Source organism: Rasiella rasia, assembly GCF_011044175.1.
Classification (GTDB): Bacteria; Bacteroidota; Bacteroidia; order Flavobacteriales; family Flavobacteriaceae; genus Marinirhabdus; species Marinirhabdus rasia.
In genome coordinates this window covers 1,017,850-1,037,784 of record NZ_CP049057.1, presented here as the reverse complement: position 1 = coordinate 1,037,784, position 19,935 = coordinate 1,017,850, and the positions used below count along the sequence as shown (strand labels likewise).

16 protein-coding genes are annotated in these 19,935 nt (G+C 35.6%); 11 read left to right on the top strand and 5 right to left on the bottom strand.

Going from position 1 to position 19,935, the window contains the following annotated elements; genetic code table 11:
• Positions 1-42: 42 nt before the first annotated feature.
• Both smpB and G5B37_RS04760 read right to left on the bottom strand, forming a co-directional pair.
• Positions 43-510 carry an SsrA-binding protein SmpB gene (smpB, locus tag G5B37_RS04765; protein ID WP_164678926.1) on the bottom strand — a complete coding sequence of 156 codons (468 nt, stop codon included), beginning with the start codon at positions 508-510 and terminating at the stop codon, positions 43-45.
• 102 nt (positions 511-612) lie between these two features.
• On the bottom strand, positions 613-1,581 hold the full coding sequence (locus tag G5B37_RS04760) for a peptidoglycan DD-metalloendopeptidase family protein (protein WP_164678925.1): 969 nt from the start codon (positions 1,579-1,581) through the stop codon (positions 613-615).
• A 71-nt stretch (positions 1,582-1,652) separates the two neighbouring features.
• Here G5B37_RS04760 and G5B37_RS04755 point away from each other — a divergent pair, with 71 nt between their 5' ends.
• Positions 1,653-2,399, top strand: coding sequence for a DUF6503 family protein (locus tag G5B37_RS04755; RefSeq protein ID WP_164678924.1), 747 nt, complete (start codon positions 1,653-1,655; stop codon positions 2,397-2,399).
• 146 nt (positions 2,400-2,545) lie between these two features.
• Positions 2,546-3,739: a DegT/DnrJ/EryC1/StrS family aminotransferase gene (locus G5B37_RS04750; protein ID WP_164678923.1), complete on the top strand. Its 1,194-nt coding sequence runs from the start codon at positions 2,546-2,548 to the stop codon at positions 3,737-3,739.
• Positions 3,740-3,742: 3 nt separating this feature from the next.
• On the opposite strand, the gene G5B37_RS04745 is transcribed toward G5B37_RS04750, so the two are convergent.
• The 3 genes from G5B37_RS04745 to G5B37_RS04735 form a co-directional block, all read right to left on the bottom strand.
• Positions 3,743-5,179 (bottom strand): histidine kinase, encoded by a 1,437-nt coding sequence (locus G5B37_RS04745; protein ID WP_164678922.1) that lies wholly within the window; start codon positions 5,177-5,179, stop codon positions 3,743-3,745.
• 87 nt (positions 5,180-5,266) lie between these two features.
• A complete protein-coding gene (locus G5B37_RS04740; RefSeq protein WP_164678921.1) occupies positions 5,267-5,608 on the bottom strand; it encodes a LytR/AlgR family response regulator transcription factor in 342 nt (113 codons plus the stop codon).
• A complete protein-coding gene (locus tag G5B37_RS04735; protein WP_164678920.1) occupies positions 5,565-6,017 on the bottom strand; it encodes a LytR/AlgR family response regulator transcription factor in 453 nt (150 codons plus the stop codon). The genes G5B37_RS04740 and G5B37_RS04735 overlap by 44 nt, the downstream gene beginning before the upstream one ends.
• 263 nt (positions 6,018-6,280) lie before the next feature.
• Here G5B37_RS04735 and G5B37_RS04730 point away from each other — a divergent pair, with 263 nt between their 5' ends.
• The 9 genes from G5B37_RS04730 to G5B37_RS04690 all read left to right on the top strand — a co-directional run bounded on the left by G5B37_RS04730 (position 6,281) and on the right by G5B37_RS04690 (position 19,924).
• Entirely contained in the window at positions 6,281-6,793 is a 513-nt protein-coding gene (locus G5B37_RS04730) for a hypothetical protein (RefSeq protein WP_164678919.1), read from the top strand.
• Positions 6,794-6,803: 10 nt separating this feature from the next.
• The gene (locus G5B37_RS04725; protein ID WP_164678918.1) at positions 6,804-10,040 is read left to right on the top strand and encodes a serine hydrolase; all 3,237 of its coding nucleotides are present in this window, start codon (positions 6,804-6,806) and stop codon (positions 10,038-10,040) included.
• Between the two features lie 16 nt (positions 10,041-10,056).
• On the top strand, positions 10,057-10,866 hold the full coding sequence (locus G5B37_RS04720) for a DUF4412 domain-containing protein (RefSeq protein WP_164678917.1): 810 nt from the start codon (positions 10,057-10,059) through the stop codon (positions 10,864-10,866).
• 32 nt (positions 10,867-10,898) lie between these two features.
• On the top strand, positions 10,899-11,810 hold the full coding sequence (locus G5B37_RS04715) for a hypothetical protein (protein ID WP_164678916.1): 912 nt from the start codon (positions 10,899-10,901) through the stop codon (positions 11,808-11,810).
• 18 nt (positions 11,811-11,828) lie between these two features.
• Complete coding sequence (locus G5B37_RS04710; RefSeq protein ID WP_164678915.1) at positions 11,829-12,437, top strand: hypothetical protein; 609 nt, start codon at positions 11,829-11,831, stop codon at positions 12,435-12,437.
• A gap of 3 nt (positions 12,438-12,440) precedes the next feature.
• Complete coding sequence (locus G5B37_RS04705) at positions 12,441-13,049, top strand: hypothetical protein (protein ID WP_164678914.1); 609 nt, start codon at positions 12,441-12,443, stop codon at positions 13,047-13,049.
• A gap of 222 nt (positions 13,050-13,271) precedes the next feature.
• Complete coding sequence (locus G5B37_RS04700) at positions 13,272-16,238, top strand: hybrid sensor histidine kinase/response regulator transcription factor (protein WP_164678913.1); 2,967 nt, start codon at positions 13,272-13,274, stop codon at positions 16,236-16,238.
• Positions 16,239-16,758: 520 nt separating this feature from the next.
• Positions 16,759-19,608: a tail fiber domain-containing protein gene (locus tag G5B37_RS04695; RefSeq protein WP_164678912.1), complete on the top strand. Its 2,850-nt coding sequence runs from the start codon at positions 16,759-16,761 to the stop codon at positions 19,606-19,608.
• A 40-nt stretch (positions 19,609-19,648) separates the two neighbouring features.
• Entirely contained in the window at positions 19,649-19,924 is a 276-nt protein-coding gene (locus G5B37_RS04690) for a hypothetical protein (RefSeq protein WP_164678911.1), read from the top strand.
• Positions 19,925-19,935: the final 11 nt, after the last annotated feature.

Here is a 19,935-nt window from a genome sequence, read left to right as displayed (position 1 = left end):
ATGTTAGACAATATGTTACTTTGCTAACAAAACTTTAACCATTTAGTTGTTAAACGCTTTTTTAATTCTACTAAGATTTCGTTTGTTGTCTCGGTCTTTAATAGATTCTCGCTTGTCAAATTGCTTTTTTCCTCGAGCTAAGCAAATGTCCATTTTCGCCAGGCCTTTATCATTGGTAAATAAAACTAAGGGGATAATTGTGAGTCCGCTATTTTTAACTTCCTTCTCGAGCTTTTTTAGCTCACTTCTATTTAAAAGTAGTTTACGTTCGCTTTTTGGGTTGTGATTAAAATGTGTGGCATGTGAGTATTCTTGAACAGTCATATTTATTACAAATAACTCTCCTTGATCATTAAACTCGCAGAAACTTTCAGCAATAGAAGCTTTACCTTCCCTAATTGCTTTAATTTCGGTACCAGCTAAGACAATCCCAGCAGTATAGGTGTCTAGAAGCTCATACTCGAACTTAGCCTTTTTATTTTTTATTTTTACGTTTTTCTGAAGCGCCATAGGCTACAAAGGTACAATTTTGATTTACGATTAACGAAGTTGGAAAGCTGTATGTAGCACAAAGTACGGCGAGAACGTTGACAGTACAATTTTATCAAAATCCTACTCTTTTTTCGGTCTAGAGATTTTATCTAATCGCACTGGCGAATAATCTGTTCTAATCTCTTCTCCAACCTTAACTTCTTCAAAGAAACAACGAGCGCCAATTGCGGTCATCATTTCTGGCCCGTCTTGAATGTGTAAATGCAGGTGTGCTTCGCTAGAATTTCCTGAATTTCCGCAGTTGCCCAAATACTGCCCTTTTTTTACGGTATCTCCTTTTTTAACCGCAACGGTTTCATTTTCGAGATGGGCATACACTATATATTCTCCGTTGTCTGTTAACAAGGTAACACTATTTCCCAATGGTTGCCCAGGATTCATAATGGTAGGCCTATTGTCTTCTATGCCTGTAATTACGTCACTCACAACGGCATCGCAGACTGCGTAAAGGGGTTGCCCAAAAGCATAATAATCTTCATTTCTGGTACCACTTCTTACATATGTCTTGTTATTAGGCCCTAATTTTAAAAAATCGAATGCCCCTTGTTGCACTTTTACGGTTACATGATAATTTTGCATTTTAGTTGTACCTCCCCAAACGGTAAACCAATCACCTTCAAAAGGCAGCCTTAACTTGGTGGTATTTCTTTCAAACTTTGGTGGACGGTTATTTTCTACGGGCTTAAAAAGAAAGCCGTAAATTTTACCATCTTCTTTAGCGGTGATGGCTATATTTTGTTCTCCTTTTTCGAACGTACCTAAAAAGGTATCTACATCTTTTTGTCCTTCTGAAAATTTAAATGAAATAAAGTTTCCGAGGCTATTCTGAAAGCGCGACATGAGTTGCTTTATATTTTCCTGGCCAATACTTTTTTGAAATGACGCTCCTAACATATTATAAATGGCATCGCTATCGCCAGCATTATAATATTCTTGAAACTGTTGCAGCGCTGCGGTGTTCTTCTCTTGTTGCGAAAAAGATAAGCTAACGCAGAGTAAGAAAAAGATGGTTAATAACGTATTTTTCATTGTGTCGAGTATTCTGAAAGGTTTACCTATTATAAGTGACCTAATGATTACATTTGTTACAATTACAACGTATGAAACCTATTTCCATTATATTTTTAGTGCTGCTGATGGCAAGTTGTCAGCAAAAGGAAGCACTTTCTGCAGACACCATAATAAACAAAGCCATAGAACAATCATGCAACGGAAAGTGTGATACCGTTACTATTGATTTCGATTTTAGAGGAATAGCCTATAAAAGTTCCCGAAGTAAAGGTATGTTTTATATGGACCGTACATTTACAGACTCTCTAGGTATAGTTCGCGATGTTATCTCTAATGAAGGGTTTCAGCGTTTTATAAATGATTCGCTTATCGCCGTGGTTGATAGTACTGCACAGAAATACGCAGAAAGTGTTAATTCGGTGCATTATTTTGCACAATTACCGTATGGTTTAAACGCTCCAGCCGCTCAAAAGGAGTTGCTAGGCGAGACCGTTATAAAGGGAGAGCCGTATTATGAGATTGGCGTAACATTTCTAGAAGAAGGTGGCGGTACAGACTTTGAAGACCGGTTTGTTTATTGGGTGCATAAAAAGCACTTTTTAGTAGATTATTTGGCGTATAGTTATGCCGTAAATGGAGGAGGTATTCGATTTAGAGAGGCGTATAATCCGCGTAATGTAAACGGTATTCGGTTTGTAGACTACAAAAATTACAAACCTAAGGGATTGGGTATTCCATTAATTAGTTTAGCCAAGATGTTTGAGAATAACGAGTTAGAACTTCTTTCAAAAATTGAAACTGAGAACGTTCAAGTGAGCACAAGTACCAAAAACTAATTGCTTACTAGTAAAATAGCCTTCGTAATACTTCTTGCTTATTGCACAAGCTGTGCGCAACCTTTATCTTTGCGGGTATCTTAAAGAAGTGTAAGCAAGTATTTATTGTAAAATTTACAGTTCGTAACATAGAATTTTGATAACATATGCCTGGATTTGAAGTATTTGGTGCCGAAGAGCGCAAACAAGTGAATGATGTATTAGAAACCGGAGTATTAATGCGCTATGGTTTTGACGGTATGCGAAACAACCATTGGAAAGCCAAAGAGTTTGAAACGGCTTTTGCAAAACGCATGCAATCTAATTACTGTCAGTTAGTGTCAAGCGGTACATCTGCACTTACAGTAGCACTTGCTGCGGCAGGTATTGGAGCGGGTGATGAGGTTATCATGCCTACCTTTACGTTTGTAGCGAGTTTTGAAAGTATCATGATGCTTGGTGCGATTCCTATTTTAGTCGACATTGACGACACTTTAACGCTAGACCCGGCTGCTGTTGAAGCCGCTATTACCCCTAAAACAAAATGTGTTATGCCTGTACATATGTGCGGATCTATGGCAGACTTAGGTGCGTTAAAGGCAATTTGTACAAAACATAACCTATTGCTGCTAGAAGATGCCTGTCAGGCAATTGGCGGGATGTACGATGGCAAGCCTTTAGGTAGTTATGGAGACCTAGGGTGCTTCTCTTTCGATTATGTAAAAACAATAACCTGTGGAGAAGGTGGTGGAATCATTACAAATTCTGAGAAATACAAACTAAACTCAGACCATTACCAAGATCACGGGCACGATCATGTTGGAACCGATAGAGGTGCAGAATCCCATCCTTTTTTGGGTTATAACTTTAGAATCTCAGAATTAAATGCTGCGGTTGGTTTGGCTCAATTAGATAAATTAGATGGAATATTAAAAACTCAAGAACGCAATTATCATATTATTAGAGAGACCTTGTCGCAAATAGATGGGGTTACGTTTAGGAGAGTTCCAGAAGGCGGTGAAGAGAATTACAGTTTTGTAAATTTCTTTTTGCCTTCGGAAAATTTAGCTGAAAGTGCACATAAAGCCTTGTCTGAAAATGGCGTAGATGCATGTTTTTATTGGTTTAAAAATAACTGGCACTATATTAATGGTTGGGAGCATCTTCGCAATCTTAAGAGTTTAGGAAATCTTTCTTCCGAAGTAAAAGCACAAATGCAAGACTTAAACGCAACAGACTTCTCAAAAAGCGATGCATGGATGGGGCGTACCGTATCTAGTCTTGTGAAAATTGGCTGGACTGAGTCACAGGTGCGAGATCGTGCAGAGTGTATGAAAAAAGCAATTTTATCTGTGTTGTAAGCCCTATTTTGTGGGTATTTTTAAGATAACTAAAGTACCAAGTGCTTTCCGAGTTTGGTCGTCATATAAATCTACAAATTCGATTTTATAATGATTTTTGAACTCTTTTGAAAAATGTAACAAGCGTTCTTCCGTTAGTTGCAGTCCGATAGATTGCTTTTTGTGCAATTTATTTCGTTTTATTTCAGCCGCTTTTTTTCTGCCAATACCGTTATCTTCAATTTCTATGTGAATATAGCCTTTTGGGTCGTGTGCAGCTTTAATGGTTAATTTCTTCTTGCCTTTTTTTGAAGACAAGCCATGCCAAATTGCGTTTTCAATAAAGGGTTGTAAAATAAGAGATGGTAATTTTAGCGTTTCAACTTGCAACGATTTTTCTACGGTAAGTTGAAAATCGATTTCATTTTGAAAACGTATGTTTTCCATACTTATATATAGTTGAGAGGTTTCTAGTTCTTTTGCAAACAGCACCACTTTTTTACTAGTTGTGTCTAAAATTTTACGAATGAGTTTTGAAAATTTATTAAGGTAATAGACTGCATTTTCCTTTTCATTATTAATAATGTACAGCTTTATAGAGTTTAAGGAATTAAAGATAAAATGAGGGTTCATTTGGTTTCTTAAAGAAGACAACTTTAATTCGGCTAATTCTTTGTCGTATTTAGACTTTAGCTTCTCAATTTTATTTTGCTCTGCTGTTTTACTAATTATTTCAATATCTTTTTTCAGCTGAATTTGTATGTCTTCTCGAAGCCTTTCATTTTCTTTTAGCTGCGCGATGAGCTTGCGATCTGCTTTGTTTTTTTCCTGTAGAATAACACGCTGTTTATGGCCAAGACCTAAAGAAAAAAGCATATTCTCTAATACCACTCCGATATAAAAAATGAAAATAAAAAACTTCTTATCTGGAGCGTCTGAGATAACATGAAAGATAGATTCTAGTAGCGCAAGTATTGAAAAAAGTAAAAAGGTAGACGAACCAACAATGATGTAATATTTCAGAAATCCTTTCGCCTTAAACAACGGGATGTAACAAATAAGGGCAAAAACAGTTAGGATACCAGACATTATATAATACATGGTATCATTGAGCTCAGAATTTTTAGTAGACTGATAGATAAACTCGGTACAAATGTTTAGTACAAATAATACAGCCACTCCCCAAAATACAAACTGATACCATTTTAAAGAATATGATTTTAAGTTTACAAACGAAAAAGCAAAAATGAAATAAACAGTATTATAGGTCCATTCTAGGTTTACACTTATATATGATATAAAATCTACAAAAGGTTGAAAGAAGCTTACTTCATGAAGAAATGTATTTTCTGGGATGATAATATTGCGAAGAAAGATTAGAAATGTATAACTACTATAGAATAGGTAGCTTTTGTCTTTGTTCTGAAAAAAAAGTAAAAAGTGATAAACTGAAAGTACCAAGAGACCACCAATGATAAATGTGCTTATCCCGTTTTGTTCATGGTTCTCTAGTATATTTAAAAGCGCGTCTATTTTTGATGTCTTTTGCTATAACGGATTGCCCAAAAGCTCTAGTAATGCAGCTTTTTTGGAGCGCGATACGGGTATGGTCTTTCCGGAATGTAAAACCAGATAGGTGCCATCACTTTTTATAAATTCTTTTATTTGATTTTTATTCACAAGGTAAGAATTATGCACGCGTATAAAGTTGTTGTTGTCAATTCCTTTTTCAACCTCTTTAATTTTTTTAGATACTAATTCTTTATTGCCATTCGCGAAGTAAATATTAGTGTAATTACCATTGGCGTTGCAGTATGCAATGTCGTTATGGTTTACATAAATAATTTTACCAGAAACCGATATCGCGACCTTGTCGTTTTTTCCGTTCATTCGAAATATTTGTTAGAATTTTTTTTACCTCGGTACCTAAGGATAGTTTTTTCTTATTTGCAATTACCTTTTCAACCGACTTGATTAAGTCGTCTGAGTCTATTGGTTTTAGAAGGTAATCTACAGCGCTTTCTTTGAAAGCTTTAATGGCATAGTTGTCGAACGCCGTTGTAATGATGAGATCAAAATCTCTATAGCTTAAATGGTTTATAAGTTGAAATCCGTCCATTTCGGGCATTTCAATATCTAAAAAAACGCAGTCAGGTTTCAAATAGTTAATTGCAGAAATGGCTTCTTCGGGATTTGTAAACGTATCACAAATTTCTACGTCTTTGCAAAAGGTCTCAATTTCCCATTGCAAACTTTTAATAGCACTCAACTCGTCATCAACTAATATCGCCCTAATCATCTAAATACGTTTTAATTTCAAATATAGGTACATTATATAGGTATCAATTTCAAATTTACTTTAATGGTATAATTGCTTGTACGGTCTGTCTATTTATCTGTATAAGTTACAAAAAGTAATATATACCCTTCAAGATACAAATTGTAATTCATTTACTACTGCACATATATTATTTACTACTACTTGTATGTTTCTAGCGTTGGACACCAATTGGTTTAGCTAGATTTAAGTAACAAATTGAGAAATTTAATAATAATTGAGATATGAAAATGATAGGCGTGTTTCTGGTTTTAGTGGTCATCTTTTCGTGTAAGGAAGTTTCAGAAAACCCAAATGTAACTCTAGTCAATGAAACAAATATAGGTTATGCCGTTTCGGTTTCTATGGAAGATGAGACTTTCAGGATTGCACAGGAAAATTTGGAGTCACCAATTGTAGTTATCAAAAAAGACACCTTACAATTTTCACTTTGGGAGGATGGGAATCCGTTGCAGTTAAATTTCAACTTAAACAATACAGCCATTTTAAGTAGCGGATCGGCCACGTATGCTATTCCCGATGTAAATGCTCCTAAAATTAAAGTAGATCTTAGTTTTTTAAATAAAGACCGAGATGTAAAACGAACCAATAAACGTATCATTTTTAGAAAAGGAACCATACATATCACAAAGATAACAGAGCACGAATTACAAATGACTTTTGAAGGCGAAGGGAGTGGTATTTTGGAATACGGTAAAAACTTTTCGATTTCAGGAAATGTAAAAATCAGCTATTAAACTCTACATCATGAAAACTAAAAAAATATTATTTATAGTCTTTGCATTAGCGATTTGCAGTCCATCATCTGCGCAAATATTTGATAAAATTAAGAAAACGATAGGTAAGGCAACAAGTGTTATTTCGTTAGATAAGCTTAGTAGGGATCCAGTAACCACATCATTTAAAGATGTGAATAAGACAAAATATTTAGAAGATGACTTCGGAAATGATGCTGTGTATAAAAACATTCACGACCAGCCTTATACTTGGGAAAAAGGATTTTTTTTGACCCCAGGATTTTACCAAGGAAATTTTAATTCGTTTTGTATAAAAGCAGGGACGTACGCCCCACAGAGTGGAAATGGTCGGTTTTATGCGGAGTTAAAAGGACCTAAAGCTGATATAATTTCGGCAATTATAGAAGGATATCAGAAAGATCCTGATATCACGCAAAAAGAAGTTCAATTGCTGTTATGGGCAATTATAGCAAAGACAGACTTTCAAAAAATGAAAGGCCCGATTAAAGTAACAGCCCTAAAGTTACTTACACCAAATCAACTTGCTCGATTAAGTAAAGGGGCATTAGAAACATATGCCACAAACGAAATAAAAGATATAGCCAAGAAAAATGAAACGCTTCGCTATATAATGGAGGCAGAGAATAACCTTCGAAGAAAGTACTATCAAGGTGTTTCAGAATACTCCGAATACGAGGAGGTTGCTATGAGAGCCGGCGTTGAACCAATATTTCACGGTTTTAACAAAGGTCGTTGGACCAAACATCCGAATGGATTTTTTATTCGATATTCTCTAAAGAGTTACCGAGGTACACTTACGCAAATTTACGTACCGGAAAATAATATTGAAGCATACACTCCTATTAGAGGGAAGGGGCCTTATACAAGCGACTTTTATCCTACCACTGTAGGAACCTACTATCAATCTAGAAATTCTATTGCAACACCAGCAAATCCTGCTGGACAGAGAATTATCCAAACGGATGTTCCTCCTGGAGGCACCGTATGGGGTGGAGGAAGTAGCGGTGACCCAAGTGGTTCTGGTGGAACAAGTGGAGGATCTAATGATACTGGTAACGAAACAGGAAATGACGGTTCTACTGGAGGTAATAGCAGCTCTGGAGGAACCGATGAAACCAATGGCTCTGGAGGAAATGACGGGACTAGTGGCTCAGGTGGTAATGGAGGAAATGACGGCACGGGTGGAAATTCGAGCGGAGGAACACTTCCGTCGAATGAGGAAGAAAAGAACCCATTCGATTGTGAAGAAGTGATACATCCTATCGCAGACGCTACCATTAAACAAGAAATGTTATTTCAAAATATACCTGGGGCAATTGTTTGTGTCTTTAAAGGAGATTCAATTATACATATGAAGGCTTATGGCAAAATGGGGCCTGGAAAACCCCTCACGCTAGAATCAAGACTACACTGGGCTTCTATTTCGAAATCTGTGACAGCAGTAGCAGCAATGCAAATGGTTGAAATTGGCTCACGACTTAAATTAAGTGATAAGCCTTCTAAGTTGCTTCCCTATTGGCCATCAAGTATAGAAGTAGAAGATGAAGACGGCAATACATTAACAGACAATCGATTGGGGGAAATAACCTTACAACATCTATTAAACAACTCTAGCGGTATTCAGCACTACGGAAAAGGAATGAATGATTCAACGGCTACAATTTATAAAAGGAAGAAAGTTCCTTTTGTTAGAAATACCAGTTATGAAGACCTTCTTAATGGACAATTTAATGCGCAAGGAGCTACAGAAATGTTTAACAAATCGGTATTAGACTTTAAACCTGGAACAGATTACCTCTATTCTTCGTATGGTTTTGTATTAGCAGGAGCTATGATAGATAAACAAAGTAATAATGGATATGAGGCATATATTATGAAGCATATTAAAGACCGTCTTGGCTTAGAAAGCTTTCAAAAAACTACGAATGAAGATAAATACGGTTACGAAATCTTTAATGACGGGATTGTAGGGAATCATCCCGTAGGATCGTTTAACAAAGTTTTACCTGCTGGTGGGTGGGAATCGACCATCTGCGATTTAGCCACTTATGCGAGAGCTTTAAGTAGAGGAGAACTTTTGTATGATGATAATGCGCTTTGGAAAAAAGAAAATATGTACATGTTCGATGATATGACTACTCGGGGATATGGCTTAGGGGTGAATAGGATGGGTACAGGTGATAATCTGCGTGTGTATCATGGCGGTACCAATAATTACGCTAGATCTTATATGCAGTTTTTTCCCAGCGATACTACAGGTATCGTGGTTCTTAGCTCTCTTCGCCATGCAGATCTTGAACGCCTCATACGAAATTTAGTGAATAATATGAACTTGCGAGTAGGCCTCTATGGTTCAGATACCAGACCATTAAACAAATGTCATCATAGTATGAAAAGTAAGAATGATCAATTTGTTGGGGTTTGGCGAAGAACAGGTAAAGATCAAATAATTAGAACCGGACTCGATCTTGAGTCGTTTAAAATTGAAATGAATACACTAAAAAGTTATGGCTATTATCTAGACTCTTTTGATATTTCATATACAGGTGAAAATAATAAAGAAATTTATGATGGGGTCTTTAAAAAAGGCAATAAAACACAAGTGCTAATAACAGGTAAGTATCCGGCAGGTATAGACAGAGAAGTAATTCGTTTTAGAGAACAAGGCCTTGAGATTGTTGATGTTAATTATGGGAGAGATAAACCAGAGAACGCAGATGATGGGGTATATAATTTTACAATAAACGCACTTTTTGAAAGAGATGCACCCCAATCTACTTTATTTCATTCATTCACAACGCTCGATATCGTCGATAAAATTAATGAGAAACAAGCTCAGAATTTGAGGCTTATCGATATTGAAGCAATTCCTGTGAATAAAGATTCTCATCAAAACTTTCTGTGCTTATTTACCGCTGGGAATCCTAATAAGTTTTTAATCGAAAATCAAACCGATTTTAGAGAGAACTTAAAAAATGGAACCTATAGTAGTTTCGGTCAAATTTTAGATATAGAATCGTATTACAACAATAATAGAGAAGGTAAATATTGGTCTGTTGCAAGCATCTGGGAGACAAGCGGGGTTTCGCAAAAGACGAGTATTAATGAAACGGACGATTATACTATGAGCTTTTGCAATTTTATGGACCTACATACCACAAATGAATTTAATGGGTATGAACTAATAGACTGGGAAAGAACTTATACAGAACCAACAGAAGATTAAAATAAATAAAGAAATTATGAAAACTAAATATCTACTCTCGTTTCTAATATGTGCGCTAATGTCGATACCCACGGTAGAAGCGCAACTATTAAAAAAAATAAAAGATAAAATACTTAATTCAACAGAATCTGAACAAAACCAAGAGAGTTCAGAGGTCGAGACTGACGATGAACGTTCCGATGAAGAAAAAAAAGCCGCCGAAAAAAATATCATGAACATTTTTGGTGGAAGTTTAGAAGGTCTGCCAGATACGTATGAATTTCAATATGTCATGGATATGCAATTGACAACTAAAAAAGATCAAATGTCAATGCAGTATTACATTCAACCTAATGCAAACTATTTTGGGAACGCTATAGCAGATAAAAATGCTAACAGCGTCATTGTGTACGATATGGAGAATCAGGCCATGGTGACCTTCATGGATAACGGGTCACAGAAAATGGCCATGAAAACGCGTATGCCTTTTGATGCAGCTGCCCAGAAAGAAATGGCTAAAAATGATACAAATCAAGACACTGGAAAGATTACTCCTTTGCCTAATAAAACGATTTTAGGATACAATTGTCGGGGCTACCAAATAGAACAAGAAGACGGGGTAAGTAAATTTTATATAACCAATGAAGCACCTGTAAGTTTTGTAGGCGTCTTTTCAAGTATCGAACAAATGCCCAAATCTGGCTACAATGCTACCATTCCTTTTGATGAAAAGTCGATGATTATGGAAATGGAATATACCTCACATAAAAGAAAAAGAGATAACATGCATATGATTTGCACAAAACTAGAGGAAAAGCCTTTAACCATTAATAAGGCTGATTATTAAACTTAATCGAACGATTATTTAATTATAAAACAATGAGACATTTATATATACTATTAACTATATGCTTTACAGTGCCAATTTTAGCCAATGCCCAAATAGGGGGAAGTGTTTTTGATGCGGCAAAAAATGCAAGTAGTGACGCCACAGAAGATGCCAAAGAAAAAGCAGATAGAAAGGCAGTGGAACAAGGTATGCAGGATTTTTTTGGAGGCATTAATAAGATGGCCGACAAACCCATGCTGGTAAATTGTTTATCAATAATGTCTGAACACGCACGCCAATTAGCAGAGCTGCAAAATCAATTTGAACAAGAAGAAGAATGTAAAAAGAAGAAAGAATATATTGAAGCACAATCTCTAGCCGCGCTCTCTGCCGGAACAATTATTTATTGCCCAGACGAACTAAATTCTGACAAAGTAATGTATGGAAAAAAAATACTTGAGTTTTTAAGACCATTTTTTGTTCATAATATGAATGGCGGAAACGCTTCGGGAGGTGAAAATCTATATGAAAAATTACAACGTTTAAAGAGCAAACTTAAAGCCCTACACCAAGAGGTTGTAGAAATGAGCTCAAAAGATGTTGAATATAAGATGGAACACGGACCAGCATTGTGGAGTGAATTGCAAAAAACATTACAAGAAATAACTGAAATAAGTGAAAGACTAGCATCACAAGAAGCTCAAGAATTACCAGAGGATTTGGTTCTGATAAACACCATACTTTCAAATTATTTGTACGCAGAAATAAAATTTGGAAATAGATATTCTTCTATAAAAACAATGGCATACATCATTAATCCGGAAAATATACCTAAGGAAGAAGACCGTGCTAAATTTTACATTTCTGTAGTTGACTATTTTACATATTATACATCACCAGAATTCATGCTAAAGCGAGCTGATGAAATTGATTTTATACGTAGAAATTTACCTTGCAATTAAACCCTCATATTCAAAAGCATGAAATTATTAAAATACATAACGCTATTGTTACTCACATTTGTTTTAATCTCTTGTAGAAACGATGTAAAAAAGACGGTGTCAGAAAATGAAGAAGCCTCTCATACGATAAATAACTCAAAAAAGGTTGCAGACGAAACAACTAAGAAGGAAAAGAACATTCAGCTATTGCGAGATAAAGACTATTTAACAGAATCGCAATGGCAATCGTGGCTACCAGAAACTCTTCTAGATATGCCACGTTCATTTTCGCAGATTAACTTTATGCCTGGACTTGGGTCGTGCAGTGCAACCTATAGTACTGGAAATAAAAGAATAAAATTTATGGTAATTGACGGTGCTGGCGAAAAGGGGGCTGGCGGTGTAGGGTCTTTCAAAATGTATAGCAAAACAGATTATGATACCGAAGATGAAGAACGTTATAAAAAAACAAGAGTGCTAGAAGGCGTTAGGGTAGTAGAATCTTATAGAAAAACCGGGAATTACTATAGTCTATCTATGTTCTACGGAGAACGTTTTGGGATTAAAATAGAGACTTTCGAACTTGAGCCACACGCCCTTGACTTAATCTTTACCGAGTTGAATTTAAACGAATTAAAAAATCTATAGAACATGAGTATACCAAACGTTAGATCTATTTTTATTCTTCTACTTTTTACAAGTTTTTTAGTATCCTGCAAGACTGAGGCTGAAAAGAACAAAACCATAATAGAAGAAACCGTAAAGACCGTAAAAAGTAATACTACTGGAGATGCATTTCGAGATCGCCTTAAAGCGCAAGAACCTGCTACCGAAAGTCAGTTAAAAGATTGGTTGCCAAAAAGTATCTATACCTTTAGAAGAACCGAATTTATGAAGATTAGAGGTTCGCAAAGTGATATCGCTACGGCTGGTGCTATATATAGTAATGGGGATATAAATAAGAAGCTCGAAATAAAAATTGCCGATGGCGCTAGTAAAGATGGTTTGTTAGCAATTCAATCACATTATATGGCACAGACGCTCGAGTTGAATAATGTTAAACCTTCAAAATATGAAAAAACCTACGAGAAGAATGGGTTAAAAGTATTAGAAACATATGTTCAAAAGGATGCCTTTTACAGAGTTTCATTTTTATATGATATGCGCTTCGGAATTACCATAGAAAGCACTGGTCTAACATATGAAGAGCTATGGGAGGCTATAGGAGCCTTAGAATTAAATAAACTGATACGTCTTTAATATTCATACAAGATGACCAATCGTACAATTTACTCGAACCAATACCGGCTCATTTACATTACAGGCACCTTTTTATCCCAATAGATTAGTGGATATACATATAAATCCGAGTATAGAAATTTCAGCATAAAAACACGTTAAAAGCAGTTGTGCTGCCAATTACCAACCAATCGTTCAATTACAATTTAATTGCCTAATTTTAGGTACTTTAAATAGTCTCAATTGAATAAATATTTACTTTTTCTAATCTTTTTTTCTGCCCCTTTATTGGCACAAGAGACTATTGGTATAGATTCTCTCAAACAAATTACGTTTGAAGAAAAACTTCATGATAGTATTATTAGTAATAGCTATGCTTCTTTATTACGACACTACAAACGGAATAATGAAGATAGTTGTCTTGTGTATTTCCGCAGACTAAAAGAGTATGCCGATAAAAATGAATCTGCCCTCGCAAATTACCACTACTACAGATTAAAAGCAGGTTACTATGGGTTGTTTCCAGAGCTCAGTCATGACAAATACAAATTTTTGAGGAGCAACTTGCTTTCGGCACTATCGTATGCAAAAAAAACGGGTGATCCTAAATTAGTCGTTTATAATTATTCTCGATTAGGACAAGAAATAGTTCGATTAGGGAAGAATGATGAAGCCTTAGGATATGTTCAAGAAGCTATTAAAATTGCCATAGAAGAGGATTTATGGTTTGAAATGGCATATATCTATGGTCAAACAGGAGAATTGTACAGCCTCGGATTTAATCAAACTGAAAAAGCGTTACCATTCTTGTTAAAATCAGATAGTATTTATCTGGCAAATAATTTTCATGGAGATAGACGTGGTTCTACCTTATCATACATTGGCGATGTATACACAACTTTGGGCAATATAAAAGAGGCAAGAGCTTATCAAGAAAAGGCATTGACCATTTTTAATACGTCTAAAAATGAATTTAAGCAAAAACTTATAATCACAAAGTTGGCCAATATAGAAGCCGAAGATAAAAACTATAACAAGGCTATAAATTATTTGTTGGAAAGCATCGCTTATTACCAAGATAAAAAGTTTCCGATCAACGAAGGAATTTGCTATACGCTTCTTAGTGAAGTTTACTTTAAAAACAACCAAATAGAAAAAGCGATTACGGCGGGGCAGACGAGTATCGATTTAAATAAAAGAAACAATTATGATTATGGCTTATTCTTAGCATTGTTAGGTCAGTCGAAAATACTCCATGAGAATGGTGATTATATTAAAAGTAATGAACTAGCCTTAGAGGCTGAAGTTTTAGGGCTTGAACTAGAGAACTATAGTAATTTAGAACCAGTGTATGAAAAACTATATTTAAACTATGAGAAGCTAGGAGATTTTGAGAATGCTTACAAATATGCCAAAATCCACAAAAGAGCGAGCGATACGTTAGTTGCAATGCAGAATATTGAAAAGGCGAAAGAACTTGAAGCCCAATATAAAAACTCACAACAGAAGCAAGAAATTCAATTGCTACAATCACAGAATGAGTTGGTTGAAGAACAAAAAAGAAATCAGAGAAATCTACTGTTTGCTATTATTGGATTAATCTTCTTAGCTGGATTGGTACTCTACTTTCTCTACCGAAACAAACAGAAAATAAATGATAAATTAAAGGAAGTTGATACTATAAAATCTAATTTCTTTACAAATATTTCTCATGAATTTAGAACACCACTAACGTTAATTTCTGGCCCAATCGAAAAGCAGTTAGAGAACTCAAAACTAGCTAATGAGGATCGAAAGGATCTAGAAATGGTGCAACGAAATTCTAAGCGATTATTAGATTTGGTAGATCAATTATTAGACCTTTCCAAATTAGAATCCGGGAATCTTAAACTTCGAATAAAAGAAGGAAGTGTGAGCATGCTTTTGAAGTCTTTAGCAGGAGCTTTTCAGTATAAAGCAGAGAAAAGAGACATAAATTACCATGTCGATATTGAAGAGATTAAAGATTCATGGTTTGATGCAGATGCGATAGAAAAAATAGTGGTCAACTTATTGACAAATGCGTTTAAGTATACGCCCAAGTATGGAAACATAAAATTTTCATCTAGTGTAAAAAATGAAATGCTTGAAATTGTTATTGAAAACGATGGTGAAATTATGACAACCAAGAATATTGAAGCAGTTTTCAATAGATTTTATCAGGCCGATGATAGTGCAGATGGTGTTGGTGTTGGCCTGGCTTTAGTAAAAGAATTAGTTACGTTGTATGAAGGAACAATTCATGTTGAAAATACAACCAATGAATCAGTTTTGTTTAACATAAGATTGCCTATTAAGAAGCATCAATTTTCTGACCAGGACATCGTTTACGAAACTAATAAGACCGATTCTTTAACAGAAGCAACTCCATCGCAATTAACGTACGAGAATGAAGAACAAATTTTCCAAATAGATGCCGATGCTCCAATTCTTTTAGTGGTTGAAGACAATGAAGATATTAGAACATTTATTAAGACTGCCTTTGAACGTGAGTACCAAGTAATGGAGGCAGAAAATGGTGCAGAAGGAATTGAATTGGCCTTAGCATCTATTCCAGATATGATTATTTCAGATATCATGATGCCCGAAGTTAATGGTTTGGAGCTGTGTGAGCGTCTCAAAAATGATGAACGTACTTCGCATATTCCTATCATTCTCTTAACCGCAAAAGTAGAAGAACATGCTCAATACGAAGGCTTAGATTTGGGTGCCGATGATTACGTGTTAAAACCCTTTAAAACCAAATTTTTGGAAACCCGGGTAAAGAATTTGGTGTTATCCAGAAAACTACTTCGAGATAGGTATAGCCAAGAGGTAGTGCTTAAGCCAAAAGACATTTCTATTTCTAGAATTGATGAAAAATTTGTTCAAAAAGTGCAAGCAATACTCGATGTACATCTTACAGATTCAGAATTTAGTATTGAAGAGTTTAGCAAGCTGCTTAACATGAGTAGAATGCAAATGCATAGAAAAATAAAAGCACTTACAGGTTTAACTGCGTCTGAGTTTGTACGTTCTCAACGACTTCTTTTAGCTACCTCTTTGCTAAAAGGAAGTGACGTAAATGTTTCTGAAGTTTGCTATCAAGTAGGCTTTAATAATCATTCTTATTTTACCAAATGCTTTAAAGACGCATTTGGATGCTTGCCTTCAGAGTATGTACAAAACTAAAATGACTATAGACTAAAGTATTATTTTGATAAATAAATGACATTCATTTTATCAAAAAGTAACTATATAGTTAGTGGTAATTGTATGCAGTACAACACTGTCAACTACAATAACATACGGTTATCCAAATAAATTTTCAGTTATAAGCGCGATATAACAAAGCACATAGTACTGATTAATTTTCGAAACCAATAACTACTTCTTTGCGTTCTTAAGCCTTGTAAATAGGCAGATGTTACATAAGTGGCAGAATCTGTTACAAGCGTGTTAATACTTCTGTTTTTTGGAAGTTACTTTTAAACTAAAGAAAAATTAGTCACTTCTTTTAAAACCCTTATCGAATAATCTGTAGCTATTTATGAGTAATAAATATGAAGCAATTCTTGACGGTCTAAATTCAAAAGAAATTTATTTAAATATAAATCTTTTGGAACAAGGAAACTACCAACTTAAAATAGTTGATAACAATAAGGTGATTAATACAACCCATTTTAGAAAACAATAATAACATAAAATAGCCATGAAAAATTTAATAATAACCTCAGTATTTTTTCTTTTTTTGTCCCTAAACCTTTTCGCGCAAGTAGGTATTAATAATACTAACCCTGAGGCAACTCTTGAAATAACCGCGAGCAATGTGGCGACTCCCAATAATAATGATGGAATTTTAATCCCACGGATTGATAACTTTCCTGTTACCCAACCTACTGTAAACCAAGACGGAATGATGGTCTTTGTTACAGGTAATGGAACTCCATCTAAAGGATTTTATTATTGGGATAGCGCTTTGGTAACTTGGGTGAGCGTTAGTGGCACAGGTGCTGAAAAGATTAACGAACTTGTAGATGGTAAGTCTGATGACGACGGTAGTAACGATGGGTCTTCTATTTTTCTTGGTGTAAATGCTGGAAATAGTGATGATAGTGGTGCAAATGCAAATGTGGGGATTGGCTTTGAAGCACTTGAAGCGAATACAAGTGGTGAATTAAATGTAGCATTAGGTTATCAAGCTTTACAAAGTAATACAACAGGAAATCAAAATGTTGGGATTGGTTATCAGGCATTTAATAATAATACTACAGGTTTTGAGAATGTAGGAGTAGGAACCGTAAGTATGGAAAATAATACTACAGGGTATGCCAACGTTGCTGTTGGTGGTCTTTCGCTTAATTCAAATACAGAAGGGTTTAGTAATGTGGCAATTGGACATAACGCCATGCTATTGAATGTTACTGGCGATTATAATACGGCTGTTGGCTACCAATCACTACAAAATAATGTTGCAAATGGTAATACGGCTTTAGGGAGTTTCTCGTCTGTTGCTAATACAACTGGTGCAAGCAATACCGCAATTGGTTATTACGCACTAAACGCCAACACAACAGGGAATTGGAATAGCGCCTTAGGGCATAATGCACTTGTTGCAAATACAACTGGAAATTCAAATACGGCAATTGGATACAATGTATTACAAACTAATACAACGGGTTCAGGTAATATCGCTATTGGAAATAGAGCCTTAAATGCAAATACAACTGGTGAACAAAATGTAGCGATGGGTAGTGCTAATATGCTTCTAAATACTACGGGTAGTTTTAACGCGGCGTATGGAAATGGTTCATTGCTAAACAATACCGTAGGTACATATAATGTAGCTAGTGGTTACCAATCATTATATAATAATACAACTGGTAGCAGTAATGTGGCGCTCGGCACCTTTAGTCTGTTTGCCAGTACTACCGGGTCACTTAATGTAGCAGTTGGAAGATCTGCGCTGCAGTTTAACACCACAGGAACTAGAAACAGTTCAGTTGGTTATTTGGCATTGTTTCAGAACACAACAGGAACTAATAACACGGCTTTGGGTAGTGACGCCTTAAGATTTAATAGCACTGGAAGTTCTAATACAGCTGTTGGTAATTTAGCATTGCGAAGTAATACGGCTAATGGCAATACAGCGATTGGTGATAGCGCACTTTTTAATAATTCTACTGGAGAAGAGAATACAGCTGTTGGGAGTGGAAGTTTAATCTCAAATAGTACGAGTTCAGGCAACACGGCCGTTGGCTTTTATGCGTTAACTTCTAATACCGACGGATATTTAAATACAGCGGTAGGTAATTGGGCCATGAACAGCACTAGCACAGGGTTTGCAAATGTAGCTATGGGGAGTTATGCCATGAGTGCTAATGAAAGTGGTATTGGTAATGTTGCGTTGGGGAGTGATGCGCTATATTCGAATGTTACTGGACACTCTAATATAGCTATTGGTCCCTCAGCATTGTATAGCGGCTTTGGTGGAGATGGTAGCATTGCTATAGGGTTTGAAGCGTTGTATTCAAACTTAAATAGCGGAAGTAATGTTGCAATTGGAAGTCTTGTACTTAGAGACAATTCTGGAACCAATAATACAGCAATTGGGTATAGTGCTGGTAGAAATAGTGGAATTGGGAGCTTTAATGTTTTTATCGGTAATGAATCGGGTCTTAATGAAACAGGTAATAACAAACTCTACATTGAAAATTCTAACGCCGACGCCAATAATGCCCTTATTTATGGTGAATTTGACACCAATTTTTTACGCCTGAACGCAGCAACCGATATAAATGGCCGCACCGAAGTAATAAACGGAACCGACGCCTCTGGAACTTCAGGTTCTGGGGCCTTAGAAATTAACAATACCCTACGTTTAGATGGTAACGAAATAATAACTAATAATAATAGCACTTTATTTTTGCAAGCCGATAATAACGGAGATGTTGAAATGGACGGGGGTACCTTTAGAATGGATGCTAGTACCAATAGAGTTGGAATAGGAGTAATAGCACCAAGTACGAAACTACACGTTGTAGGAGGTACAGACGCCTCAATTGGCGGTGGGGGTTACATTACTACAGGTAATCTAAATGGTCAGAACATTGTTATAGACGAAAATGAAATCATGGCTAGAAATAATGGAGGTATATCAAATCTAAACCTTCAAGTGGAAGGAGGAAATGTAACTGTTGGGGGAGCTGTTGTGCATGCCAGCGATAGAAGGCTAAAAAAGGATATTGAAGCATTAGGATATGGCTTAAATGAAATACTACAATTAGAGCCTAAAAAGTACCATTGGAAGAATAGAGCAGAGACAAAAAATAAATCATTAGGGCTAATTGCGCAAGAGGTTGCTTTAATATTACCAGAATTGGTTGAAGGTTCTGAAACACCTGAAAGCTATTTGAGCGTAAATTATACCGAACTAATACCAGTGTTAATTAATGCTGTCAAAGAACAACATCGTGAAATAGAAATGCTCAAAACAGAAATTCAAGAATACAATCTGCTCGATGCTCGTATTAAAAAATTAGAACTGAACAAATCAAACTAATACTATGGATTTTGAAATTAAGAAATACGAAATTTCCCACATGTCAAATTATAGAGGTACCACACATTTTATTAAAATGTTTGACAATCGTATGCAAAGAGGTATCATTCGGTTTTTTGAAAATGGTATGACCATTCCTGAACCTACTATAAATGCAAGAACAGGGTTTGTTACTTTGAATTACCATCAACAAGAATTTATCAATATCATACAGACATTACGATATGAAAAACCTTTGTATTGTCATTTTCTAGATTACCGCACCAATCACGGTTTTATTTCTACATCAAGAGAAGAAGTAGGAGATGAGGAGTAAGAACTGCGCAA